The organism is Pseudalkalibacillus decolorationis, from assembly GCF_024609785.1.
Taxonomy (GTDB): Bacteria; Bacillota; Bacilli; order Bacillales; family Fictibacillaceae; genus Pseudalkalibacillus; species Pseudalkalibacillus decolorationis.
The window spans coordinates 300,876-325,932 of record NZ_JANHJQ010000001.1 but is presented as its reverse complement, the minus strand read 5'-3'; the positions used below and the strand labels follow the sequence as shown (position 1 = coordinate 325,932).

The window sequence follows — 25,057 nt, the reverse complement described above, 5'->3', positions numbered from 1 at the left end:
AAGCGGTGAAGAGGGTATGGAAGGTTGGTTAGCGAACCCTTATGTAGAGACAGTTGCAAATTATAGTGTTGTTGTATTAAGTATGATTTTATTTTTAGCAGTATTTGAAATCGTAACAAAATACAAAAACTGGGAAGAAATTAGTAGAGGGAACCTTTCTGTCGCCCTGGCAACAGGCGGAAAAATATTTGGAATAGCGAATATTTTCCGCTACTCAATCGAACAGAATGATTCTGTAATAGATATGACAGTTTGGGGAATTTACGGATTTATCCTTTTGTTGATTGGTTATTTTATTTTCGAATTTTTAACACCACGATTTCGAATTGATGAAGAAATCCAAAACGATAACCGAGCTGTTGGTTTGATATCAATGGTGATCTCAGTAGGATTATCCTACGTGATCGGCAGTGGGATTGGTTAGGAGTAACTAAATGGAAACATTATGGAAAGTACTCATGGTTTGCTGTGGCTTATTTATTTTAACAGGAGTCATTTATCTTATCCTATAAAGAGTAGCTAAGATGTACGAGCTGATATCTAGTAATGGTAGGGATATGCTTTCACCCTGCTGTTAGATACAGCTCTTTTTTTCTTGAAACTAAGAAATGTGACATCCACTCAAAAGAACTAGGACAACAATAAAAGGAATTAAAATTCGCATTACATCTCTCCCCCAAAAGTTTTAAAAAAGCCTTATCAAAAGTAAACATATGTAGGACATTACAAGCTTATGAGAGAAGAATGGCGACCACTTGGAAAAAAATATTTCATCTAAATATTCTAAATATATATATAATTGTATTCGTTTTCATTATAATAGTAGTAGAGAGTGAGTTTATTAAGTTTTTTAAGGGAAGGGAGCTGTACAAAAGGAGGAGATTAAGGTGGAGAAGCATTGGTTAAACAATTACCCCAAAGAAATCCCTCATGAAGTAGAAATTGATAATAAGCCATTGCAGTTTTATTTAGCGGATGCAGCAAGAAGGAATCCAACAAAACCAGCCCTTTACTTTTTGGGAAAGCGAATGACCTATGGGGAAGTTTATGACAGTGCATTGAAATTGGCTAATCAATTAAAATCTCTTGGTTTGAATAAAGGTGAAAGAGTGGCAATAATGCTCCCGAATTCTCCGCAATCCGTAATCAGCTATTACGCTGTTCTAATTGCAGGTGGTATTGTTGTTCAGACAAACCCTTTATATAAAGAAAGGGAGCTTGAACATCAGTTGGTCGATTCAGGAGCGAAAATCATCATTGGGCTGGATCTTTTGTTCCCAAAGGTGGAGGCTGTCAGAAAACGAACGTCGCTTAAACATGTAATCGTAACTGGAGTTAAGGATTATCTACCGTTTCCGAAAAATCTTCTATACCCGTTTGTTCAAAAGAGACAGACGAACATCGTCGTTCGAATGGAGTACACGGATACGGTTCATTCTTTGAAACAATTGATAGAAGATGGTTTAGCTAATGAAATTGAGTTGGATCTGGATCCAAAAGAAGACCTTGCATTGCTTCAGTATACAGGCGGCACTACAGGACCTGCAAAGGGCGTTATGCTTACCCATTATAATTTAGTAGCAAATACCATGCAATGCCGGTACTGGATGTATAAAGCGAAGTATGGTGAGGAAAAGATCCTAGGCGCACTACCTTTCTTCCATGTGTATGGAATGACATGTGTTATGAATTTCTCAATCATGTATCTTGCTGAGATGATCATTCTCCCTAAGTTTGATCCTAAGCAAGTACTTAAATCGATTGAGAAGCAAAAGCCTACGATGTTTCCTGGTGCACCTACAATGTATATTGGATTGTTAAACCACCCAAACATTGAGAATTTTGACCTCTCGTCAATCCGAAATTGTATTAGCGGTTCGGCACCGCTTCCGGTGGAGGTTCAAGCGAACTTTGAAGCAGTAACAGGAGGAAACCTTGTAGAAGGTTACGGGTTGACTGAAGCATCTCCAGTAACTCATGCGAATTTTCTTTATGGAAGTCGCGTTAAAGGAAGTATTGGGTTGCCATGGCCGAATACAGATGCAGCGATTCTTTCTGCAGAAAATGGACGGATTGCAGATTTGAATGAAGTAGGAGAATTAATGGTGAAAGGCCCTCAAGTAATGAAAGGGTACTGGAATCAACCTGAGGAATCTGCGGCAACCTTTCATGACGGGTGGTTGTTAACAGGTGATATGGGTTATATGGATGAAAACGGCTACTTCTACATCGTTGACCGAAAGAAGGATATGATTATTGCTGGGGGGTTTAATATTTATCCACGCGAAGTTGAAGAAATCCTCTTTGAACATCCTGATGTGCTTGAGGCGACGGTCATTGGAGTTCCAGATCCGTATCGTGGTGAAACAGTAAAAGCATTTATCGTATTGAAGGATGGTGTTACTTGCAGTGAAGAAGAGCTTAATGTGCATTGCCGAAAGCACTTAGCTTCGTTTAAAGCACCGCGTCTTTATGAATTTAGAGAAGAGCTACCAAAAACGATGGTCGGGAAGGTATTACGAAGAGTTCTTGTAGAAGAGGAAAAAAGAAAGCTAAAGGAACAAGAGCAGCAAGCAAAATAATCATGTGCGTTTCTAATAAAGTGCTTGGTTTCTCCGTGCGTACAGCCGTTTTGTACGTCATGGAGACCCACACTTTCTTAGTAGCTGAGACAAACATGTTATGTTGAGGAATTTTCAGTACTTGTGGATGTATTCTAAATAATCGTACATAAGCAAAATTCAGAAAAGTGGCAAACATCAATTGACACTACCGTTCCTTTTACAGTACAATGAACCCGAGTGAACGTTCATTCATTTTTATGAACGTTTTGTATGTGACATTTTTTACACGTTAAGAAAGTATAAAAATACTTTCTATAGTATAAGCGCAACTACGGCGATCACCTGCGCTAAGGCTTGTCGCTAACCAAGTTTTCTTTATTCGTCAAACATTTGAACGGATTTTGGTGTTGGCCAGTTTATTTCACGCAGTAATAAAACCTTTGGAGGTAAAGTAATGACCGTTAAACGCAAAGGCCCCAAATATGAAAAAATAATTGATGCTGCGGTAGCGGTTATTGCAAAACATGGCTATCATCAATCACAAATATCAAAGATTGCTAAAGAAGCTGGGGTAGCTGACGGAACCATTTATCTCTATTTCAAAAATAAAGAGGATTTATTAATTTCTCTTTTTCGTGAAAAAATGGGGAAGTTTATCGACACAACCAGAGATGAAATCGAACATGTACAATCAATTGAAGAAAAACTATTAACACTGATTGAGATGCATTTTAAACAATTATCCGACGATCATGAACTTGCCATTGTAACTCAGCTCGAATTAAGACAAACAAACCGGGATCTACGTGTCAAAATTGGGGAAGTGCTTAAGAGGTATCTTGAGTTGGTTGATCAGATTATATACGATGGAATGGAACAGAAAACCTTTGTATCTGATTTAGATATTAGGATTGTCCGGCAAATGATTTTCGGGACGATTGATGAAACGACAACAAGCTGGGTTATGAATGATCATCGCTATGATTTGATAGCGCTTGCAAAACCGGTTCATCAATTACTTATTAACGGTTTACGTTATAGATCAAGTTAAAGGAGGTTTGTTATGGATTATCTATCGTACTCAAAGGAAGGAAAAGTAGCAACACTCCTTCTTCAAAATGCTCCTGCTAATGCGCTTTGTTCTTCAATGATCAAAGAATTAAACACCGTTCTTGATCAAGTGGAAAACGACTCAGATGTGAAAGCAATAGTAGTAAGGGGCGAAGGAAGATTCTTCTCAGCAGGTGCTGATATTAAGGAATTTACAAAAATTAAAGGTGAACAATCCTTTGCAGAGCTTGGTGCATTCGGTCAACGAGTTTTTAAACGAATTGAGCAATTTTCTAAACCAATTATTGCTGCTGTTCATGGTGCTGCACTTGGTGGGGGCCTAGAACTTGCAATGGCATGTCACATACGCATTGTTACTGATTCTACTAAACTCGGATTGCCTGAATTACAACTTGGTCTAGTTCCAGGTTTTGCTGGATCCCAGCGACTTCCACGTTATATTGGTACAGCAAAAGCCACGGAACTACTTTTAACATCTGAACCCATCAGTGGAATAGAGGCTGTTCAGTGGGGGTTAGCGAACCAGTCAGTAAGTAGTGATGAAGACTTATTAGAAAAAGCGTATACTCTCGCAGAAAAGGCGGCTACCAAGAGTGCAGTTGCGGTAGGATTCACACTTGAATTACTTGATTATGCTCGTAACAATGAATTTGAAGCTGGATCTAAGAAGGAAACAGATCTTTTTGGGAAAGCATTTGTCTCCCATGATGGACAAGAAGGAATTCAAGCATTTATAGAAAAGAGAAAACCAGAATTTCAAGATCATTAATATTGGAGGGAAACAAAAATGAACATTTATGTGATACTAAAGCGTACATTTGATACGGAAGAAAAGATTGCAATTGAAAATGGAAAGATTAGTGAGGATGGCGTTGAATTTATTATCAATCCTTACGATGAATATGCAGTTGAGGAAGCAATTAAACTACGAGATGACCACGGTGGGGAAGTTACCGTTGTTACTGTAGGGGAAGAAGAAAGTGACAAACAGCTTCGTACAGCATTAGCGATGGGAGCAGATAAAGCTGTACTCATTGATGATGAAGACGTCGAAGATGGCGATCAATACTCTACAGCTAAAATTCTTGCCGCTTATTTTGAAGATAAAGAAGTCGATATAATTCTAGGTGGAAATGTGGCTATCGATGGTGCCTCTGGTCAAGTTGGGCCTAGACTTGCGGAACTTCTTGATATGCCTCATGTTACAACGATCACTAAACTAGAGATTTCAGATCGCACAGCTACCATCGAGCGGGATGTCGAGGGTGACTTGGAAGTTATTGAAACAACATTACCGGTTCTAGTAACTGCTCAACAAGGGCTTAATGATCCAAGGTACCCATCATTACCAGGAATCATGAAAGCGAAGAAGAAACCGCTTGAAGAATTAGAGCTTGATGATCTTAACCTTGATGAAGATGACGTAGAAGGTAAGACTCGAACTCTTGAAATCTTTTTACCACCTGAAAAACAAGCAGGGAAAGTACTCGAAGGCGAATTGGATGATCAGGTAAAAGAATTAGTGTCATTACTGAGAACTGAAGCAAAAGTAATATAAAAAGGAGAGAGAAGCCATGGCTAAAAAAGTATTAGTACTAGGAGAAGTTAGAGAAGGTGAACTTCGTAACGTATCCTACGAAGCAATTGCAGCAGCAAAAGAAATTTCAGATGGTGGCGAAATTGTTGGACTTTTATGTGGTGAGTCGGTTAGTGGCATTGCTGAAAATATGATTCATTATGGAGCTGACCGAGTTCTCGTTGCAGAAAACGATCAATTGAAAACGTATACAACGGACGGTTATAACCAAGCAGTCATGCAAGTGATTGATCAAGAGAGTCCAGAAGGGATTGTTATTGGTCACACGGCTATGGGTAAAGATCTTTCCCCACGTATTGCTGCTAAGCTGCAGTCAGGATTAATTTCAGATATTACCGGAATTGAAAAGGTTGGAGAACAAATTATATACACGAGACCAATTTATTCAGGTAAGGCATTTGAAAAGAAACTTATCACAGACGGTTTATTATTTGTAACGATTCGTCCGAACAACATTTCCGCATTAGAAAAGGATGAGAGCCGCAAAGGTGATGTTGCAAAGGTAGATGTAACGATTAAAGATATAAGAACCATTGTAAAAGAAATTGTTCGCAAAACAACAGACGGCGTCGATCTTTCAGAGGCAAAAGTAATTGTAGCAGGTGGCCGTGGTGTCAAGACTAAGGATGGCTTTGATCCACTTAATCAACTTGCGGACGTACTTGGGGCAGCAGTAGGAGCATCACGAGGCGCGTGTGATGCGGACTATTGTGATTATTCTCTACAGATCGGGCAAACAGGAAAAGTAGTAACGCCAGACCTTTACATTGCCTGTGGAATATCTGGGGCCATCCAACATCTAGCAGGTATGTCTAACTCCAAAATTATCGTTGCGATTAATAAAGATCCAGAAGCGAATATCTTTAATGTAGCGGATTACGGTATTGTCGGAGACCTTTTCGATGTGGTTCCTAAGTTGACGGAAGAGTTCAAAAAGGTTCTCGTATAGAAAGGTGTCAAATCAATAACTTTAAATAAAAGATAAGGGTATATTCTGCCCTTATCTTTTTACACGTTTGTAATGTTTTTTGCTTATCCTGGTAAAGATACAGGTGAAACAAAATATTAGGAAGTTCATTTATTAGGTGATATAATTTCTATAGTAAGCGATGAATATTGAGGAGGCATTTTTAAATGGCAATTGTAAACGTTTCAGACCAAAGCTTTAGCACAGAGACTGGAGATGGCCTTGTTCTTGCAGATTTCTGGGCACCATGGTGCGGACCTTGTAAGATGATTGCGCCAGTTCTTGAAGAACTAGATAGTGAAATGAACGATAAAGTGAAAATCGTAAAGCTCGATGTTGATGAAAATCAAGAAACAGCTTCAAAATACGGAGTTATGAGCATTCCGACGCTAATGATCTTTAAGAACGGTGAAGTTGTAGAGCAAGTTGTTGGATTCCAACCAAAAGAAGCTCTTGTTGATTTGATTAATAAGCATCAATAAACTTTGGTTCTAATGCGTCAACTCATTGAACACATATCTAAAAGGGACCGGCTCAATCTGAGGTATTTTCCGAAATAGGGAGAATGCACTTTTCTGAGGCGGTCCTTTTTAATACGCTATATATATCCTTAAATGAATTAGTGCAACTCGAACAATGAGGGGGTGAGAGTGATGGAAGAAAAAATTAAAAACAAACTAGCCCTGCTTCCAGATCAGCCGGGATGTTATTTAATGAAAGATAGAAACGCAACAATTATATATATAGGAAAAGCAAAAATACTTAGGAATAGGGTCCGTTCCTATTTCACAGGTTCACACGATGGAAAAACCCAGAGGTTAGTGAGTGAGATTAAAGACTTCGAATATATCGTGACTTCCTCAGATTTAGAGGCACTTGTTCTTGAAATGAATCTGATCAAAAAACATGACCCAAGATATAATGTGATGTTAAAGGATGATAAGAGTTACCCATATATTAAGGTCACAAATGAAAAGCATCCGAGATTAATTACAACACGAAAGGTTAAGAAGGGTAGCGGGAAATATTTTGGACCCTACCCAAATGTTTATGCCGCGAATGAAACGAAAAAGCTTCTTGACCGAATATATCCGCTTCGCAAGTGTAAAACGCTACCTGACCGAGTGTGCCTTTACTATCATATGGGTCAATGTCTCGCCCCTTGTGTTTATGAAGTAAACGATGAACAAAATCGGGTAATGGTAGAAGGAATTGTTCGTTTTCTTAACGGTGGTTATAAAGAGGTGAAAGCCGAGCTTCAGGGGAAAATGGCACACGCTTCGGAATGCATGGAATTTGAAAGAGCAAAGGAATTCCGTGATCAAATCCGTCATATTGAATCGGTTATGGAGCAACAGAAGATGGTTCACAACGACCAAAAGGACCGCGATGTGTTCGGATATGCATTTGATAAAGGTTGGATGTGCATCCAGGTGTTTTTTATTCGACAAGGAAAACTAATTGAACGTGATGTTTCATTGTTCCCTCTTTATTCAGATCCAGAAGAGGAATTCCTTTCGTTTGTTGGACAATTTTATCTTCAAAATAACCATATTAAGCCAAAAGAGATATTTGTACCGAAAAATATTGAAAGCGATTTGTTAGGGCAGCTATTGAAGATGCCAGTCCTTCAACCCCAAAGAGGAAAGAAAAAAGATTTAGTTCAATTAGCAACGAAAAATGCACAAATTGCTTTATCGGAAAAGTTTGCGTTAATCCAGCGAGATGAGGCTAGAACTGTAAAAGCTATTGATAATTTAGGAGAACAAATGGGGATTGCCGCCCCGAACAGAATCGAAGCTTTTGATAACTCGAACATCCAAGGAACAAACCCTGTGTCTGCCATGGTTGTTTTTACAGATGGAAAACCGAATAAGAAAGAATATCGAAAATATAAAATCAAAACCGTTGAAGGACCTGATGACTACGCATCTATGAAAGAAGTAACCCGAAGAAGGTATTCAAGAGTTCTGAAAGAAAACCTCCCGTTACCGGATTTAATTATAATTGACGGTGGAAAAGGCCAGATTTCAGCAGCAATCGATGTGCTTGAGAATGAATTAGGACTTTCTGTACCAGTTTGTGGACTTGTTAAAGATGATAAACATAAGACTGCACAGTTGATGATAGGGGATCCTCCTGAAATTGTGCCACTCGAGAAGAATAGTCAGGAATTTTATTTACTTCAGCGAATTCAAGATGAAGTTCATCGGTTCGCAATTACATTTCATAGGAAGATTCGTGAGAAAGGAATGATTCAATCAAGTTTACAGAATATTTCTGGGGTGGGAGAAAAAAGACGGAAATCATTGTTACGTCACTTTGGCTCTTTTAAACGAATTAAAGAAGCTTCCTACGATGATCTAGTTAATGCAAGGATACCTGCTTCTATTGCTGAAAATATAGTTTCTTACTTTTCAAAACAGGATCAACAAAATAACAAAAAGGAATAAATTTCTCTTGTTTGATTGTTATGTTTTTGATACAATAATAAACAAATTTTATAAGACCACACTTCAAACGAATTTCAATGGAGTGATGGTAGAGGCGCGAAAACCAATAATACTTTGCATGAAGAGGTTGAGCTCTAGTGAAAGCAAAGGAAAGGGGAATTCGCCGAAGCCAAATAGTTATACTCAACACTTATTTGGCTGGACCTGTATTGAATAAGTACAGGGCTGTCATACGACCTGAATCCCGCCTGTCGTATGGAGGACTATCTCACGTAAGGGAATTAGTGTGGCAGATGTTCATGAGGATTGACTCTCAAGACTGACGATCTGTTTTCTGTATCAACCACAATGCAAAAATGACTTTTGCGATGGTTGTGAAGGAAGGTCCGTCACACTTACATTGAGTCAATTCTTTTTATTTTTCGTAAACATATTACTTAGATCCACTGAAAGGAATGGGAAATGTGTCATTAATTGTTCAAAAATATGGTGGTACTTCTGTAGAATCAATTGAACGTATTCAAAATGTAGCTAATCGAGTTATTGAAACTCACTTACAAGGGCATGAGGTAGTAGTTGTTGTTTCGGCAATGGGAAAAAGTACAGACCATTTAATTAAAATGGCACACAACATTTCTGATCATCCCTCCAAAAGGGAACTCGACATGCTAATTTCTACGGGTGAGCAGGTTTCGATGTCGTTGTTAGCTATGGCTTTACAGCAAAAAGGATATCATTCGGTTTCGCTTACTGGATGGCAAGCTGGTATTAAAACGGAATCGGAACATGGTAATGCAAGAATTCTGAATATAGAAACAAAGCGGATCAACCGTCACTTGGCGAGTGGGAACATTGTCATTGTAGCAGGATTTCAAGGAATGATGATTGAAGAAGAAATCGCGACTCTTGGTAGGGGGGGATCAGATACATCAGCTGTTGCATTAGCTGCTTCTTTAAAAGCTTCGAAATGCGAGATCTATACAGATGTTAAAGGAGTCTACACGACAGATCCAAGGGTTGTTAACGAAGCGAGAAAACTTCCGGCAATTTCCTATGATGAAATGCTTGAGATGGCCAATCTAGGAGCAGGTGTTTTGCATCCAAGATCAGTTGAATTTGCAAAGAACTATAATGTTACGCTGGAGGTCCGCTCTAGTATCGAAAAAGAAGCTGGAACAATGGTAGAGGAGGAAGTTTCAATGGAAGGAAATCTTATGGTACGTGGAATTGCATTTGAGGATAATGTGACAAAGATAACTGTTCATGGTTTACCAGATGAAATGTCTATGTTAGCAAACTTGTTTACTATCCTTGCTGATCATCAGATTAACGTCGATGTGATTATTCAAAACACAAACGGAAACCAAACGACGAATGTCTCTTTTTCACTAGATTCAGAGGTGCTGAAGGAGACGTTAGAAGTATTGAAACAATATCGTTCCCATTTAAATTACGATCATATTACGCATGAAGGGCACCTTGCAAAAGTTTCGATTGTCGGCTCAGGTATGATCTCTAATCCAGGTGTCGCAGCCCAAATGTTTGAGGTTCTCGCAAATGATCATATCAAGGTAAAAATGGTCAGTACATCAGAAATTAAGGTGTCTACAATTGTAGATAGCAGTATGATGATTCCTGCTATTGAATGCTTACATGAAGCATTTGAACTTGATGCTAGAAAGCCCGTCCACGTATAAGGGGGTGTTCGAAAGCCCAGTTTTATAAACAGGCAATGAAATATTCAAAGAATGAAGGTGGCCAAAACCAGATGCTGGAAGGCCGCCTTCTTTATCAATTTTAGATTATGTAGAGGTTTGCGGGATTTCATCTTTCCGATCCCATTGCACTGTAAAAATCATCTTATCCACTTTTCCTCGCTTTACTTCATCAAACGTCTCAGTCACTTTATCTTGCTGTTTTTGAATCTGCTCAGCCAAAAATCCTGCTTCTAACTGAAAACCTTCATGCATGCGTTTCATTAGCAAATCTGAAACCCGGTCGGAGAATAATTCAAATGTCATCGATTTTGCATCCTCTTGACTAAGTCGTAACTCACCCCAATTAGCAGTTGCGAAAAACTGGATTAACTCGTCTGTTGTTTCCAATGGGTATTTTCGTGCCAACATCCTCCCGGCCCAATAAAGTATTCTATGATTTTCGTTCCCTAGTAACTCTGGTAATAATACATCTCGTAATAACTCATATCCGAAGAGGTAACCCTCTTTTTCAGAGTTTAGTTGTGGCAGCTGATCGTTTGTTTGTTTGAACATTGTTGTTTCTCCCCTCTTTAACACGTTAAGAAAGTATAAAATTTTATAGCATAGATGCAATGTCTAGCTCCAGCGCCCCGGTGCGCAGATCGTCGCTTCAATTCTTCCACAAACACAAAAAGCGTGTTATGTTGCAGAATTCCAGCGCTTGCACCACAGGCATAAGGGCAACTAAGGTAATCGCCTTAGCGTTTACCAAGTTTTCTTTATCGGACTTATACAGGGCGCTTCCGCTTTTCTTTATTATAACTTTCTTTATAGAATTCCTCTATACGTTTATGAGTCATTTATCGTTTTCTGGAATTCCTTTAATTTATGTATCAAAAAGGAAAAGGCTTTCAATTTCAGTAAAATTCCGATATTATAATACATTCGTTTTCTTGACGGTGCTAAATGATGGGAGTACAATAAACATGTTATCAATATTTGTCGGAGCGTGTCTTCGACTCGTTTAATTCCTGAGCGTATGATCGGATATTAAAAAACATTGTTTTGCAGCGGCTACATCTACTTCAAAGGGGGCATAGAGATGGCAGATAATCGAGATTTTGCACTACGAAGATTACATTCATTACTCGGTGTTATACCAATCGGTTTATTCTTGCTACAACATTTAACTGTTAACCATTTTGCGACAAGAGGTCGTGATTCCTTTAATGCTGCAGCTCATTTTATGGAAAGTCTTCCATACCGTTATCTCTTGGAAATATTCATTATTTTCCTACCGATCATTTTTCATGCTGTTTTCGGACTTTACATAACGTTCCAGGCTCGCAATAACGTCAGTCGTTATGGCTACTTACGCAACTGGATGTTCTTATTGCAGCGTATAACAGGAATTATTACGCTTATTTTTATTTCCTGGCATGTTTGGGAGACACGGCTTGCAGCAGCATTGTTTGGTTCTGAGGTTAACTTCAATATGATGGAGGAGATCCTCGATAATCCTTTAATGGTTGGAATTTATGTAGTTGGTGTTCTTTCTACAATTTTCCACTTTTCAAATGGATTATGGTCTTTCCTCGTTAGCTGGGGATTCACGATAACACCTCGTTCACAAAAAATCGCAACATACGTGACAATTGGAATCTTTTTTGTGGTTTCAATTATCGGGCTACGATCGATTTATGCGTTTGTTTATCCAGAATGGTTCGCATTCGCAACAAACAACCTAGCAATTTTATAAGGAGTGAGTCACGATGAGTAAAGGGAATATCATAATAGTTGGCGGTGGTTTGGCAGGCTTAATGGCTACGATCAAATCCGCTGAAGCGGGCATGCACGTTGACCTGTTCTCACTCGTACCTGTTAAACGTTCTCACTCTGTTTGTGCACAGGGCGGAATCAACGGAGCAGTAAATACAAAAGGGGAGGGAGACTCCCCATACGTTCACTTTGACGATACGATTTATGGTGGGGATTTTCTAGCAAATCAACCACCTGTTAAAGCGATGTGTGAAGCTGCACCGGGGATTATTCACTTACTTGACCGTATGGGAGTAATGTTTAACCGTACACCAGAAGGATTATTAGATTTCCGTCGTTTTGGTGGAACACAACACCACCGTACAGCATTTGCGGGAGCAACAACAGGACAACAGTTATTATATGCACTAGATGAACAGGTTCGTCGATATGAAGTACAGGGACTTGTAACGAAATATGAAGGTTGGGATTTCCAATCGGCTGTCCTCGATGATGATCATGTTTGTCGTGGGATTGTTGCACAAAACTTGAATACGTCTGAAATACAAAGTTTTAGATCCGATGCCGTCATTATGGCCACAGGTGGACCTGGTGTTATCTTTGGTAAATCAACCAATTCAGTGATTAATACAGGATCCGCTGCATCTGTCCTTTATCAGCAAGGAGTACACTATGCGAATGGAGAATTTATTCAAATTCATCCGACAGCAATCCCAGGAGACGATAAGCTTCGTCTGATGAGCGAATCGGCACGCGGTGAAGGCGGACGTGTATGGACATATAAAGACGGAAAGCCTTTCTATTTCTTAGAAGAAAAGTATCCAGCATACGGGAACCTTGTTCCGCGTGATATCGCTACACGTGAAATTTTCGATGTGTGCGTAAATCAAAAGCTTGGAATCAATGGTGAGAATATGGTCTACCTTGATCTTTCTCATAAGGATCCTAAAGAACTAGACATCAAGCTTGGAGGAATCATCGAAATCTATGAGAAATTCATGGGCGATGATCCTCGTAAAGTTCCGATGAAAATCTTCCCAGCTGTCCACTATTCTATGGGTGGTATGTGGGTCGATTATAACCAAATGACAAATATCCCTGGTTTGTTTGCTGCAGGTGAGTGCGATTATTCACAACATGGAGCCAACCGCCTAGGAGCTAACTCACTACTTTCTTCAATTTTTGGTGGTATGGTTGCAGGACCTAAGGCGGCAGAATACATCCAAGGACTTGAAAAAAGTTCTGAAGATATTTCTTCTTCCATCTACGAAAGACAAATTAAGAAAGAAGAAGGACACCTTGATCAAATTATGAAAATGGATGGAACAGAAAATGCATATGTTCTTCACCGTGAACTTGGTCAATGGATGACAGATAACGTTACTGTGGTACGTTATAATGATAAGCTGCAGGAAACAGACGATAAGATTGTTGAGCTTATGACACGTTATAAAGACATCAATATTAATGATACGTCCAAGTGGAGCAACCAAGGGGTTTCCTTTACACGTCAGTTATGGCATATGCTTCAATTAGCGCGTGTCATTACACTTGGAGCATTAAATCGTAACGAAAGCCGCGGTGCCCATTATAAGCCTGACTTCCCTGAACGTAATGACGATGAATTCTTGAAAACAACTATCGCGAAGTTTAATGCAGAGAAGAATGGGCCAGATATTGGGTACGAAGCAGTTGATACTTCACACATTAAGCCTCGTAAGCGTGACTACTCTAAGAAGAAGGAGGCAAAGTAATCCATCATGGCTGAGGAAAAAGTAATTAAATTTATCATTAAACGTCAAGATAATCCTGATTCTGCATCGTATGAAGAAACATTTGAAATCCCATATCGTACAAACATGAATGTCATTTCTGCACTAATGGAAATTCGTCGTAATCCTGTTAATGGACAAGGAGAAAAGACTACTCCAGTAACATGGGAAATGGGATGCCTTGAAGAAGTATGTGGAGCATGTTCGATGGTTATTAATGGTAAGCCAAGACAATCTTGTACGGCTCTAGTCGATAAACTAGAACAACCAATTCGACTTGAACCAATGGCTACATTCCCTGTGGTTCGTGACTTGCAGGTTGATCGAAGTCGCATGTTTGATGCATTGAAAAAGGTAAAAGCATGGATTCCGATCGATGGCACGTATGATCTTGGACCTGGGCCACGTATGCCTGAAAAGAAACGTCAATGGGCGTATGAATTATCTAAATGTATGACATGCGGTGTATGCCTTGAGGCTTGCCCGAATGTTAACGATAAATCAGACTTTATTGGACCAGCGCCACTGTCGCAAGTACGTCTCTTCAATGCACATCCAACAGGAGAAATGAACAAGTCAGAACGACTAGATGCACTTATGGGTGACGGAGGGCTCGCATCTTGCGGGAACTCGCAAAACTGCGTTCAATCGTGTCCTAAAGGAATTCCACTGACAACTTCAATTGCGGCATTGAACCGTGATACTTCATTGCAATCATTCCGAAACTTCTTCGGTTCTGATTATCAATAAACATAATGAGAATATATGACATCTAAGAAGAGTGACTCGAGATTACGGAGTCGCTCTTTTTTACACGTATAGAAAGTATAAAAATACTTTCTATAGAGGACGAATTGTTCAAATTGAAAAGAAGAATGGAAAACCAGCACCATAGACAGACTCGATGCTTCAATCACTTCGGTAAATAAAAAAATAATACAGTTTCTCAATAAAATTTATCAAGGTAAGTCACGACCGATTTCATCCCTTCATATGATATGTTGACTAAATATCTTTTTTACTACATGATATGCAGCTCGTAAAGCCCATGCAAGGAGGGGTGAAATCATTGAAAGAGAAACACTACCGACCGAAGCCTCTACTTACAAAAAGGGAGAGAGAAGTATTCGAACTTCTTGTTCAAGACAAGACGACCAGAGAAATTGCAGAACAACTCTTCATAAGTGAAAAAACTGTTCGAAATCACATTTCCAATACAATGCAGAAGTTAGGTGTTAAGGGGCGCTCTCAAGCTGTTGTCGAGCTATTGCGGCTTGGCGAGTTGGAGATCTAAGTAATAGCAGTGTGACTCATAGGGAACTGGCACCTCCGCTTATATACAATTAAGCGGTGCGATTTGAAAGTGTGCGAGGTAGCTACTTCCATCTATGAGTCACCATTTTTTACACATAAAGAACTTGGGAGTTGACGAAAGGAAAGGTAATTCGATATGATATTGACGTTCGGACAGGTATACACTTTGAAAGGAATGTCGTTGTATGAGTACACGTTTCACGGTTCATAAGGTATTAAATAATAACGTGGTAATTGCAATGGATTCCGAGCAAAAAGAAGTCGTTCTAATTGGAAAAGGTATTGGTTTTTCAATAAAGGCTAACGACACTCTTAAATCTGATAAGGTGGACAAGCTTTATATTTTAGAAGACCAGGTGGAACAAGATCAGTATAAACAGCTAATCGAACAGGTTGATGAATCCTTAGTGCTCGTTATAAACGACGTGATTCGCTTTAGTGAAGAGCGGCTCCATATACAATTTAATGAACATATTCACATTGCTTTAACGGATCATATTGCATTCGCAATCAAAAGAATTCAACAAGGTTTGGATCTTGTAAATCCATTTTTGACTGAAACCAAGCTCCTTTATCCAAAAGAGTACACTGTTGCTGAAGAAGTTGTGAAAATAATAAATCGTAAAACGGGTGTGAATTTACCTGATGGGGAAATAGGATTTATCGCATTACACTTACATAGTGCTATGACGAACCGTTCATTATCAAGATTAAGCGGGTATTCTCATTTAATCAACCAAATGATTGAAATGACCCAGCAACAATTAAAGGTCTCAATCGATCAATCAGGTATTAACTATATGCGTCTCGTTCAACATCTCAGGCATACAATCGAACGTATAGAACGCGGTGAGCAGGTTCAAAATCAAGAAAGACTTGCAAAGGTGTTGAAAGAGGAATATCCGGTATGCTACAATTTATCTTGGAAGCTCATTAAAGTCATGCAACATCGTTTAAGAAAAAAGGTCTCAGATGCGGAAGCCGTTTATCTGACGATGCATTTGCAAAGGCTTTCTTAACACAAAATAACATAATACACGATTCTTTACGTGTTACTGATACGATCAGGCATGAGTGAAGAAGATAAGTGAAATGCAACATTTAGGGGTACGCTATCTCTAGATGCATTTCGTTGTCTTTTTACTCATGCCTTTTTATGTCTTAAAATCGTCTCGGTATGTATTGTAGAAGGAGGTAAAACAATTGAAAAAAGCTTTTGGAACGTTACAAAAGGTCGGTAAAGCCTTAATGTTACCTGTAGCAATTCTTCCGGCAGCAGGTCTTCTGCTAGCGTTTGGTAACGCTTTAACGAATCCGACACTTTTAGAACTTGCCCCTTTCTTAGAAAATGGAGGTGTCGAAATGGTTGCCTCTGTTATGGAACAAGCAGGGGGAATTATTTTTAGTAACCTAGCCCTTCTTTTTGCGGTCGGAGTTGCAATAGGACTTGCTGGTGGGGATGGAGTTGCCGGGTTGGCAGCTATTATTGGCTATCTGATAATGAATGTAACAATGGGGGTTGTGGAAGGACTCGAACTTGCAGATGTAACCGGAGAGGGCGTTGAACCAGCATTTGCATTAGTTCTAGGTATTCCAACGTTACAAACAGGGGTTTTTGGTGGTATAATCGTCGGAATTTTAGCAGCTTATATGTACAATAAATTCTATGATATTGATTTACCGTCTTACCTCGGTTTCTTTGCTGGTAAACGTTTTGTACCAATTGTAACTGCAGCATCAGCAGTCATTTTAGGACTCATCATGGTTCTTATTTGGCCACCGATACAAAATGGTTTAAATGCATTTTCAGAAAATATGATTCATGCAAACTTGACTATATCTGCGTTTGTGTTCGGTGTTATTGAAAGAGCGTTAATACCGTTCGGGCTGCACCATATCTTCTATGCACCGTTCTGGTACGAATTTGGTTCGTATACTAACGATGCAGGCCAACTCGTTCGTGGAGACCAGGCGATCTTTTTCGAACAGATCAAAGACGGCGTTCAAAACTTAACTGCGGGAACATTTATGACAGGAAAATATCCGTTTATGATGTTCGGTCTACCTGCTGCCGCTTTGGCAATTTATCATGAAGCGCGCCCTGAACGAAAGAAAGTAGTCGCAGGGATCATGGGTTCGGCGGCACTAACCTCATTTTTAACAGGGATCACTGAACCGATTGAATTTTCGTTCTTGTTTGTTGCTCCACTTCTATTTGGAATTCATACGATCTTTGCGGGTCTTTCATTTATGACCATGCACCTTTTAGATGTTAAGATAGGTATGACATTTTCCGGAGGGTTGATTGATTTCATCTTATTTGGGGTAATTAACCCGCAGACGAACTGGTGGCTTGTCATACCTGTAGGTCTCGTTTTCGCAGCCATTTATTACTTTGGATTCCGGTTCGCCATACGTAAGTTCAACCTCGCGACACCGGGTCGAGAAGATGTTAAAGACGATGAAGGAGAATTACAACAGACAAGCTCAAATGATCTTCCATTCAACATTCTAAGTGCGATGGGTGGAAAGGAAAATATTGATCATTTGGATGCGTGTATCACTCGACTTCGTGTTTCTGTAGGTGATGTTAAGCAAGTTGATAAGAATCGGTTGAAGAAGCTTGGAGCTTCTGGAGTGATGGAAATCGGAAACAATATTCAAGCCATTTTCGGACCGAAATCTGATTCGATTAAATCACAAATGCAAGATATCATGTCAGGTAAAACACCTGCACCAGCAAGAACAGATCCAAATGAAGAAGTACGAGAGCAAATAGAGGAGGTGAATCCAATGGCATTACAAGGGGAAATAAACGAAAATCAATTGATAGCAGCTCCAATGAAAGGAAAAATATTACCGATTTCTGAAGTGCCAGACCCAGTGTTTGGCGAAAAAATGATGGGTGATGGATTTGCGATTGAACCAACAGAGGGAACCGTTGTGGCTCCAGTTGACGCAAAGGTTGTAAATGTCTTTCCTACCAAACATGCAATTGGTTTGGAAACAGCAGATGGGCGAGAGATCCTAATCCATGTTGGTATAGATACGGTTAATCTAAAAGGTGAAGGCTTTGAGTTATTAGTTGAACAAGGTAACGATGTAAAACAAGGTCAAGAATTATTAAAAGTCGATCTTGACTATATCGCAAAGCATGCGCAATCCACTATCACACCCATTGTATTTACAAATTTAGAGGATGGGGAGAGTGTTTTCCTGGAAAAAACTGGTACAGTTGAACAAGGTGAAACAAGTATAATTAAAATTAATAAATAATTTGAGAGGAAGATAATAATGGCAGAAAAAACATTTAAAGTAACGAGTGAATCTGGAATCCATGCACGACCTGCTACCACATTGGTAAATAAAGCAGGGCAATTCAGCTCCGAAATTGAGTTGATCCACAATGAAAAAACTGTAAATTTAAAGTCAATCATGGGTGTTATGTCACTAGGAATTCAACAGGGGTCTGAGATTACAATTACAGCAGAAGGAACCGATGCTGACGAAGCGCTTTCAGCGTTAGATGATGTGTTGAAGCAAGAAGGACTGGCCCAATAATGAGCCAACGGATTAAAGGGATCGGAGCATCGGCAGGAATCGCTGTTGCAAAGGCGTTTAAACTTGAAGACCCAATTCTCGAAGTAGAGAAAAAGACGATCGAGGATCCAGAACAAGAAATAAAACGCTTTACACATGCCATTGTACAATCGAAAAGAGAACTTGAGACGATCAAAAACCATGCTGGGAAAGAACTTGGAGAAGATAAGGCAGCAATTTTTGCTGCCCATCTTCTTGTATTGGATGACCCGGAACTTATTGATAATGTAAAAAATAAAATTAATGATGAAAATGTTAATGCAGAGAGTGCCCTTGATGATGTTACGGGTATGTTTATATCGATGTTCGAGAACATGGATAATGAATATATGAAAGAAAGAGCAGCGGACATTCGTGATGTTCGAAAACGAGTACTGGCCCATCTTCTTAATGTAACTATTACGACTCCAAGCATGATTACCGAAGAAGTTATTATTATCTCAGAAGATCTTACACCATCTGATACTGCACAGCTTAACCGAAACTATGTTAAGGGGTTTGCAACCGATATTGGTGGACGAACATCGCACTCAGCGATAATGGCACGATCCATGGAGATTCCTGCCGTTGTGGGTACGAAGATGATTACCAATAAGGTTGAGAATGGAACGACTGTCATTATAGATGGAATTGATGGGGATGTCGTGATTGATCCTACGGGATCAGAGCTTGATGATTATATAGAAAAACGGTACAAGTATATCGAGCAGAAAAAAGAATGGGCAAAACTTGTCAATGAATCTTCAATTACAAATGATGGGCAACGGGTTGAATTAGCTGCGAATATTGGTACACCTCAAGATCTTAAAGGAGTCATAAACAACGGTGCGGAAGCGATCGGATTGTACCGAACTGAATTTCTTTATATGAATCGGGAACAACTGCCAACTGAGGAAGAACAATTTGAAGCATATAAAGAAGTTCTATCGAAAATGGAAGGGAAGCCTGTCGTTATCCGTACACTTGATATCGGTGGAGATAAAGAGCTTCCATACCTAGATCTTCCTAAAGAATTAAACCCATTCCTCGGATACCGAGCCATTCGTTTATGTTTAGATGAGCAATCGATATTCCGTACGCAGCTTCGGGCATTATTACGTGCAAGTGCATTTGGTAATCTAAAAGTTATGTTCCCAATGATTGCGACCTTGGACGAATTCCGACAGGCAAAAAGTATATTAAAGGAAGAACAACAAAAATTAAGGAACGACAACTTGAATGTATCGAATTCAATCGAGATTGGTATGATGGTTGAAATTCCTGCAGCAGCTGTGATGGCTGATCAGTTCGCTAAAGAAGTCGATTTCTTTAGCATAGGAACAAATGATTTGATTCAATACACAATGGCTGCAGATAGAATGAATGAACAAGTAGCTTACCTCTACCAACCATACAACCCTGGTATATTGAGACTCGTAAAAAATGTAATTGATGCTGCCCATAAGGAAGGAAAATGGGCTGGAATGTGCGGGGAGATGGCGGGGGATGAAACGGCGATTCCATTGCTCCTCGGTCTTGGTCTAGATGAGTTTAGTATGAGTGCAACGTCAGTTCTACCAGCACGAAGCCAGTTGAGACGCCTAGATAAAACAGAAATAGCTGACAAGATGGATGAGGTTCTCCAACTTGATTCCGCACAACAGGTTAAAGAATACGTACAAAAACATTTTTTGAAATAATAAGAGAATTAAATGTAAGGGTGGCTCAGGTCGAGTCGCCTTTTTTTTGATGGTAAAGAAAGTGTAACTTTTTGATGCATAGATGTAATGTCTAGCTCCAGCACCCAGCCACTTGGATCACTTCAGGCCTCCTGCGGCGGCGACACACTGATTTGCATCCTGTGTATTCCCACGCAGGGCCGAACTTGTTTGGACCGAGCCTCCTCGTCGGTCTTCCAGTGACCTTCGTGGCTAGACAGGGCGCTTGCGCTTTTCTTATGACGGTAAAGAAAGTGTAAAAGGTCATGGTATACTAGTAGTTGAAAAATAATCAAAAACCAATCACAATAGATATAAGTAGTCGTTCAGGAGGTAACCTAGTTGGAGCAATCAAAACAAGAAAAAATCACTGAAATGGAAAAATCGCTGCGGATGATCGCCGCTCATATTAAACAAAGGGGAAGAGAAATTCTTAATGATTTTTCGATAACTCCTCCTCAATTTATTGCACTTCAGTGGTTGTTTGAGGAAAATGAAATGACAATTGGAGATCTCTCCAATAAGATGTATCTTGCCTATAGTACAACGACAGATTTAATTGACCGGATGGAAAAGAACGGTCTAGTTAAACGAATAAAAGATCCAAAAGATCGTCGTGTTGTAAGAATACAGAAGCTTGACAAAGGTTATGAAATAATTGAAGAAGTCATTAAACGCCGCCAAAATTATTTAGAACAATTGACAGAATCCTTTTCTGATCAGAACATAAATAATTTACATGAATGTTTACACCTCCTCTATGATGAGATGAATAAACATAATTATAATCAAACACCGAAGTAAAAAAGAGGGGATCACTTGAATAGACCAATAGGAATTATAGATTCGGGCGTTGGGGGTATGACAGTAGCGAGAGAGGTCATGAGGCAATTGCCGAAGGAAGAAGTTCTTTACCTCGGTGATACATTACGATGTCCTTATGGTCCCCGCCCCTTTCAAGAAGTTCGGAGATTCACGTTAAATATGATCCGATTTCTGACCGAAAAAAATATTAAGTTACTTGTTATTGCATGCAACACAGCAACAGCAGCGGTTCTTAAAGAAGTTCAATCAATGCTTCCGATTCCAGTTGTTGGGGTTATCCATCCTGGAGCAAGAGCGGCTTTAAAGATTACTAAGCATAGGGAAATTGCCGTAATTGGAACAGAAGGTACAATACGAAGTCAGGCTTACGATATGGCATTGCATAGTATCGATGATCGTGTGAATGTTCATAGTATTGCTTGTCCCGAATTTGTTCCTCTTGTCGAAAATGGCATGGTCAATAATCAAGAAACCTTGCAAGTCATATATGAGCGCCTTGCACCTTTACGGGACATGTCCATCGATACACTTATTCTTGGTTGCACGCATTATCCGTTACTATCCCCACTAATCGAACTGGTTATGGGAACACAAGTTACAATTATCTCATCAGGCTCTGAAACGGCTAGAGAAGTAAGTACAATTTTACATTATAGTAACCGACTATATACAGGCGATCGGGCACCTCAACACCGTTTTTATACGACAGGATCGAGTGAAATGTTTAATCGACTTACGTACGAATGGTTTGACCAGGGGATTAAGTATATCGAGCATATTGAATTGAGTTAGAAGGGTTCGTAATTCCAATACTCTTGGAGTTACGAACCCTTCTTTTTAATACGTACCTTCCGCTTTTCTTATACTTTTTACAATATAAGCGCAACATCTTTGTGTCATCCCTTTAAGGGCTAAGATAAGTGCTTACACAAGCCAAGTTTTCTTTAAAAATTGTGGTCTAAATCAAAGGATGGCTCGTATACATATTAGTACAAACCACCGTAGGAGGGAATGGAATGATCAAAAGGCATAAAAGAATGGTATTCGTCTCTCTTTTGACAGTTCTGCTGTTGGTAACATCCGGCTGTGGACTGTTGACTGAAAAAACAACGAACGAAATCGACCCGCCACAAGAGGTCGATTATCTTGAAGAAGGTGAGAAGCTGGATCAGGGTAATAAGGAGCAAGAAACAGCGGCTGGCGGGAAAGACGCTCCAGTTGGCGCAACGGATTCGAATCAAAGACAGGTATACTTAATTGATAAAAACGATATGGTTGTACCACAAGTATTACAAGTACCGAAGTCAGATAAACCGGCAAAACAGGTTGTTGAATACCTTGTTGAAGATAGCAAGGTGACTAATCAATTACCAGATGGAATGCGTGCAGTTTTACCGGCAGGAACTGAAGTTTTATCCTTAAATATTGAACAAGGAACAGCAACTGTAGATTTTTCAAAGGAATTCAAGCAATATGCCCCAGAAGACGAAATGCGTATACTACAATCATTAACCTATACATTGACGCAATTTGATAACGTAAATAATGTTAAAGTTCAAATAAACGGTAAAGATCAAAAGGTTATGCCAGTGAACCATACTCCGATTGGTGACGGTTTGACTCGCGAAAATGGAATTAACATTGAAACGAGTGGAGTTGTTGATGTAACAAATAGTGATACAGTGACCGTTTACTTCCTTGCTCAAAACGACAAAGAGCAGGTCTATTACGTACCTGTAACAAGAAGAGTTCCTTCAACGGATAACCTAGTGAAGGCAACAGTTGATGAGCTGATAACTGGCCCATCCCAACAATCGGGTTTGGTAACTGAAGTCCATAATACAGTTGAATTAGTCACAGCCCCTGTGATTGAAGACGGGGTAGTAACTCTGAATTTTAATAAAGCTATACTTGGTCAAAATGAAAACACCGCAATCTCGGAATCTGTATTGAATTCCCTAGTGCTTTCATTAACAGAAGTTGAGGGAATAGATAAAGTAGCACTAAAGGTAAATGGGCAAACTGAGGTTCTTAAGGAATCAGGTAAAATGTTGACAGAACCTGTTTCTAGACCAGCCAATGTGAACACAGTTGAATTTTAATTATCGATGAACTTTGAGGGCAGTTGTGTTACGATAAAAGGGCGGTTTTGAACCGCTCTTTTTCTTTTTCCACGTATTGAAATTATAAGTGTCACTAAGGCTCAGCCCGTCCCCAAAGGCTTGGGAGAAGTATTAAATAAATTTATATAGGATTCAGAAGACTACTAAAGGAATAATTCGTTATACTAATTGATAGCTTTCTATTATTCAGAGGAGGGTCATAATGCGTACAGACGGTAGAGCTAATAATCAATTAAGGGAAATACATATTGAACCTCATTATATCAGACACCCTGAAGGATCTGTCTTAATATCAGTAGGTGATACAAAGGTCATTTGTACAGCAAGTATTGAAGAACGGGTACCGCCATTCATGCGTGGCCAAGGGAAAGGGTGGATTACAGCAGAGTATTCCATGCTACCACGCGCGACGGAACAACGAAATATTCGAGAATCCAGTAAGGGTAAAGTGTCTGGCCGCACAATGGAAATCCAACGATTAATTGGAAGAGCACTTCGTTCTGTAGTGGATTTAGATCAAATCGGGGAGCGCACATGTTGGATTGATTGTGATGTCATCCAGGCTGATGGAGGAACGCGAACGGCTAGTATAACTGGTGCATTTGTCGCAGTTGCGTTTGCTTTTAACCATATTCTAAAAAAAGAAATGATCAAGAAAATGCCGATCAAAGATTATCTCGCAGCAACGTCTGTAGGAGTTTCACCTAAACATGGGGAGATACTGGATCTTTGTTATGATGAGGATTCTACTGCACATGTTGATATGAATATCGTTATGACAGGCAGTAACGAATTTGTTGAGCTACAAGGAACAGGAGAAGAAGCAACCTTCTCTAATCAACAGCTTCAAACATTACTTGAACTTGGTGAGCAAGGGGTGAAGGAACTTATCAAAATTCAAAAGGAAGCCCTTGGAGAAATTACTGGGCTCATTGATAAACGGTAGGGAGACTAATGAAGATGCAGAAAATCATTATTGCAACACATAATGAAGGAAAAGCACGTGAGTTTCGATCCTTGTTTGAAGCACTTAATGTAGACGTTCAATCTCTCAAGGATCTTAATTACTATGAAGAAATAGAAGAAACAGGGTCAACCTTTAATGAAAATGCTAAAATCAAAGCGGAGGCAATTGCTGCCCATTATAACGAAATAGTCATTGCAGATGATTCAGGATTAACGATTGAGGCATTGGATGGAAAGCCAGGCGTATATTCTGCACGCTATGCAGGTGAACAGAAGAATGATCAGGAAAATATTAAAAAGGTGCTTAGTAAAATGGAAGGTGTAGCTAATGCGAAACGGAAAGCTCAGTTTGTTTGTGTTTTAGCAGTTGCTGTTCCGGGAAAACCAACATACACAATTAAAGGAACATGCGATGGTGTAATTACACATACACCGAGTGGAGAAAATGGGTTTGGTTATGATCCAATCTTTTATGTTCCTTCCCTTTTAAAAACCTTGGCACAAATGTCACAAGAAGAAAAGAACCAAATCAGTCACAGGGCAGATGCTCTTAAAGAGCTGAAGGCTCGCTGGGATGAAATATTTTAACACTGCCTGATAATTAAATTAATCAAATATGAGGGGGAAAGGAT

Annotated in this window: 23 protein-coding genes and 1 riboswitch; of the genes, 22 read left to right on the top strand and 1 reads right to left on the bottom strand. The window is 39.5% G+C overall.

Going from position 1 to position 25,057, the window contains the following annotated elements:
* Positions 1–16 precede the first annotated feature (16 nt).
* The 9 genes from NON16_RS01590 (at position 17) to NON16_RS01550 (ending at position 10,349) form a co-directional block, all read left to right on the top strand.
* Positions 17–424: a DUF350 domain-containing protein gene (locus tag NON16_RS01590; RefSeq protein WP_257346480.1), complete on the top strand. Its 408-nt coding sequence runs from the start codon at positions 17–19 to the stop codon at positions 422–424.
* A gap of 463 nt (positions 425–887) precedes the next feature.
* Complete coding sequence (locus tag NON16_RS01585) at positions 888–2,582, top strand: AMP-binding protein (RefSeq protein WP_308216565.1); 1,695 nt, start codon at positions 888–890, stop codon at positions 2,580–2,582.
* 436 nt (positions 2,583–3,018) lie between these two features.
* Positions 3,019–3,615 carry a fatty acid metabolism transcriptional regulator FadR gene (gene fadR, locus NON16_RS01580; protein WP_257346477.1) on the top strand — a complete coding sequence of 199 codons (597 nt, stop codon included), beginning with the start codon at positions 3,019–3,021 and terminating at the stop codon, positions 3,613–3,615.
* A gap of 12 nt (positions 3,616–3,627) precedes the next feature.
* A complete protein-coding gene (locus NON16_RS01575) occupies positions 3,628–4,404 on the top strand; it encodes an enoyl-CoA hydratase (protein WP_257346474.1) in 777 nt (258 codons plus the stop codon).
* Positions 4,405–4,422: 18 nt separating this feature from the next.
* Positions 4,423–5,193 (top strand): electron transfer flavoprotein subunit beta/FixA family protein, encoded by a 771-nt coding sequence (locus NON16_RS01570; RefSeq protein ID WP_257346472.1) that lies wholly within the window; start codon positions 4,423–4,425, stop codon positions 5,191–5,193.
* A gap of 16 nt (positions 5,194–5,209) precedes the next feature.
* Positions 5,210–6,181: an electron transfer flavoprotein subunit alpha/FixB family protein gene (locus NON16_RS01565; RefSeq protein ID WP_257346470.1), complete on the top strand. Its 972-nt coding sequence runs from the start codon at positions 5,210–5,212 to the stop codon at positions 6,179–6,181.
* Between the two features lie 185 nt (positions 6,182–6,366).
* On the top strand, positions 6,367–6,681 hold the full coding sequence (gene trxA / locus NON16_RS01560) for a thioredoxin (protein ID WP_257346467.1): 315 nt from the start codon (positions 6,367–6,369) through the stop codon (positions 6,679–6,681).
* Between the two features lie 171 nt (positions 6,682–6,852).
* Positions 6,853–8,652, top strand: coding sequence for an excinuclease ABC subunit UvrC (uvrC, locus tag NON16_RS01555; protein ID WP_257346464.1), 1,800 nt, complete (start codon positions 6,853–6,855; stop codon positions 8,650–8,652).
* Between the two features lie 81 nt (positions 8,653–8,733).
* Positions 8,734–8,926: riboswitch (Lysine riboswitch) on the top strand.
* Between the two features lie 190 nt (positions 8,927–9,116).
* Complete coding sequence (locus NON16_RS01550; protein ID WP_257346461.1) at positions 9,117–10,349, top strand: aspartate kinase; 1,233 nt, start codon at positions 9,117–9,119, stop codon at positions 10,347–10,349.
* A 105-nt stretch (positions 10,350–10,454) separates the two neighbouring features.
* On the opposite strand, the gene NON16_RS01545 is transcribed toward NON16_RS01550, so the two are convergent.
* Positions 10,455–10,922 (bottom strand): YslB family protein, encoded by a 468-nt coding sequence (locus tag NON16_RS01545; protein WP_257346458.1) that lies wholly within the window; start codon positions 10,920–10,922, stop codon positions 10,455–10,457.
* 529 nt (positions 10,923–11,451) lie between these two features.
* Here NON16_RS01545 and NON16_RS01540 point away from each other — a divergent pair.
* From NON16_RS01540 to NON16_RS01480, 13 genes are all read left to right on the top strand, one after another.
* Positions 11,452–12,108: a succinate dehydrogenase cytochrome b558 subunit gene (locus NON16_RS01540; RefSeq protein ID WP_257346455.1), complete on the top strand. Its 657-nt coding sequence runs from the start codon at positions 11,452–11,454 to the stop codon at positions 12,106–12,108.
* 13 nt (positions 12,109–12,121) lie between these two features.
* Positions 12,122–13,882: a succinate dehydrogenase flavoprotein subunit gene (sdhA, locus tag NON16_RS01535; protein ID WP_257346452.1), complete on the top strand. Its 1,761-nt coding sequence runs from the start codon at positions 12,122–12,124 to the stop codon at positions 13,880–13,882.
* Positions 13,883–13,888: 6 nt separating this feature from the next.
* Entirely contained in the window at positions 13,889–14,650 is a 762-nt protein-coding gene (sdhB, locus tag NON16_RS01530; RefSeq protein ID WP_257346449.1) for a succinate dehydrogenase iron-sulfur subunit, read from the top strand.
* A 319-nt stretch (positions 14,651–14,969) separates the two neighbouring features.
* Complete coding sequence (locus NON16_RS01525; RefSeq protein ID WP_257346422.1) at positions 14,970–15,194, top strand: helix-turn-helix domain-containing protein; 225 nt, start codon at positions 14,970–14,972, stop codon at positions 15,192–15,194.
* A 205-nt stretch (positions 15,195–15,399) separates the two neighbouring features.
* On the top strand, positions 15,400–16,233 hold the full coding sequence (glcT, locus tag NON16_RS01520; protein ID WP_257346419.1) for a glucose PTS transporter transcription antiterminator GlcT: 834 nt from the start codon (positions 15,400–15,402) through the stop codon (positions 16,231–16,233).
* Positions 16,234–16,462: 229 nt separating this feature from the next.
* On the top strand, positions 16,463–18,490 hold the full coding sequence (ptsG, locus tag NON16_RS01515) for a glucose-specific PTS transporter subunit IIBC (protein ID WP_372508720.1): 2,028 nt from the start codon (positions 16,463–16,465) through the stop codon (positions 18,488–18,490).
* An 18-nt stretch (positions 18,491–18,508) separates the two neighbouring features.
* Positions 18,509–18,775 carry a phosphocarrier protein HPr gene (locus tag NON16_RS01510; protein WP_257346413.1) on the top strand — a complete coding sequence of 89 codons (267 nt, stop codon included), beginning with the start codon at positions 18,509–18,511 and terminating at the stop codon, positions 18,773–18,775.
* Positions 18,775–20,493: a phosphoenolpyruvate--protein phosphotransferase gene (gene ptsP, locus NON16_RS01505; RefSeq protein ID WP_257346411.1), complete on the top strand. Its 1,719-nt coding sequence runs from the start codon at positions 18,775–18,777 to the stop codon at positions 20,491–20,493. The genes NON16_RS01510 and ptsP overlap by 1 nt, the downstream gene beginning before the upstream one ends.
* Positions 20,494–20,886: 393 nt before the next feature.
* Positions 20,887–21,315, top strand: coding sequence for a MarR family winged helix-turn-helix transcriptional regulator (locus tag NON16_RS01500; RefSeq protein WP_257346643.1), 429 nt, complete (start codon positions 20,887–20,889; stop codon positions 21,313–21,315).
* A gap of 15 nt (positions 21,316–21,330) precedes the next feature.
* Positions 21,331–22,128: a glutamate racemase gene (racE, locus tag NON16_RS01495; protein WP_257346409.1), complete on the top strand. Its 798-nt coding sequence runs from the start codon at positions 21,331–21,333 to the stop codon at positions 22,126–22,128.
* A gap of 224 nt (positions 22,129–22,352) precedes the next feature.
* On the top strand, positions 22,353–23,438 hold the full coding sequence (locus NON16_RS01490; protein ID WP_257346407.1) for a GerMN domain-containing protein: 1,086 nt from the start codon (positions 22,353–22,355) through the stop codon (positions 23,436–23,438).
* A gap of 223 nt (positions 23,439–23,661) precedes the next feature.
* A complete protein-coding gene (gene rph, locus NON16_RS01485; protein ID WP_257346406.1) occupies positions 23,662–24,405 on the top strand; it encodes a ribonuclease PH in 744 nt (247 codons plus the stop codon).
* A 14-nt stretch (positions 24,406–24,419) separates the two neighbouring features.
* On the top strand, positions 24,420–25,013 hold the full coding sequence (locus NON16_RS01480; protein WP_257346404.1) for an XTP/dITP diphosphatase: 594 nt from the start codon (positions 24,420–24,422) through the stop codon (positions 25,011–25,013).
* Positions 25,014–25,057: the final 44 nt, after the last annotated feature.

Coding starts and splice junctions, on each gene's coding strand:
- NON16_RS01590 (WP_257346480.1), top strand. CDS start 17: ATGGAAGGTTGGTTAGCGAACCCTTATGTAGAGACAGTTGCAAATTAT.
- fadR (WP_257346477.1), top strand. CDS start 3,019: ATGACCGTTAAACGCAAAGGCCCCAAATATGAAAAAATAATTGATGCT.
- NON16_RS01575 (WP_257346474.1), top strand. CDS start 3,628: ATGGATTATCTATCGTACTCAAAGGAAGGAAAAGTAGCAACACTCCTT.
- NON16_RS01570 (WP_257346472.1), top strand. CDS start 4,423: ATGAACATTTATGTGATACTAAAGCGTACATTTGATACGGAAGAAAAG.
- NON16_RS01565 (WP_257346470.1), top strand. CDS start 5,210: ATGGCTAAAAAAGTATTAGTACTAGGAGAAGTTAGAGAAGGTGAACTT.
- trxA (WP_257346467.1), top strand. CDS start 6,367: ATGGCAATTGTAAACGTTTCAGACCAAAGCTTTAGCACAGAGACTGGA.
- uvrC (WP_257346464.1), top strand. CDS start 6,853: ATGGAAGAAAAAATTAAAAACAAACTAGCCCTGCTTCCAGATCAGCCG.
- NON16_RS01545 (WP_257346458.1), bottom strand. CDS start 10,922: ATGTTCAAACAAACAAACGATCAGCTGCCACAACTAAACTCTGAAAAA.
- NON16_RS01540 (WP_257346455.1), top strand. CDS start 11,452: ATGGCAGATAATCGAGATTTTGCACTACGAAGATTACATTCATTACTC.
- sdhA (WP_257346452.1), top strand. CDS start 12,122: ATGAGTAAAGGGAATATCATAATAGTTGGCGGTGGTTTGGCAGGCTTA.
- sdhB (WP_257346449.1), top strand. CDS start 13,889: ATGGCTGAGGAAAAAGTAATTAAATTTATCATTAAACGTCAAGATAAT.
- glcT (WP_257346419.1), top strand. CDS start 15,400: ATGAGTACACGTTTCACGGTTCATAAGGTATTAAATAATAACGTGGTA.
- ptsG (WP_372508720.1), top strand. CDS start 16,463: ATGTTACCTGTAGCAATTCTTCCGGCAGCAGGTCTTCTGCTAGCGTTT.
- NON16_RS01510 (WP_257346413.1), top strand. CDS start 18,509: ATGGCAGAAAAAACATTTAAAGTAACGAGTGAATCTGGAATCCATGCA.
- ptsP (WP_257346411.1), top strand. CDS start 18,775: ATGAGCCAACGGATTAAAGGGATCGGAGCATCGGCAGGAATCGCTGTT.
- NON16_RS01500 (WP_257346643.1), top strand. CDS start 20,887: ATGGAAAAATCGCTGCGGATGATCGCCGCTCATATTAAACAAAGGGGA.
- NON16_RS01490 (WP_257346407.1), top strand. CDS start 22,353: ATGATCAAAAGGCATAAAAGAATGGTATTCGTCTCTCTTTTGACAGTT.
- rph (WP_257346406.1), top strand. CDS start 23,662: ATGCGTACAGACGGTAGAGCTAATAATCAATTAAGGGAAATACATATT.
- NON16_RS01480 (WP_257346404.1), top strand. CDS start 24,420: ATGCAGAAAATCATTATTGCAACACATAATGAAGGAAAAGCACGTGAG.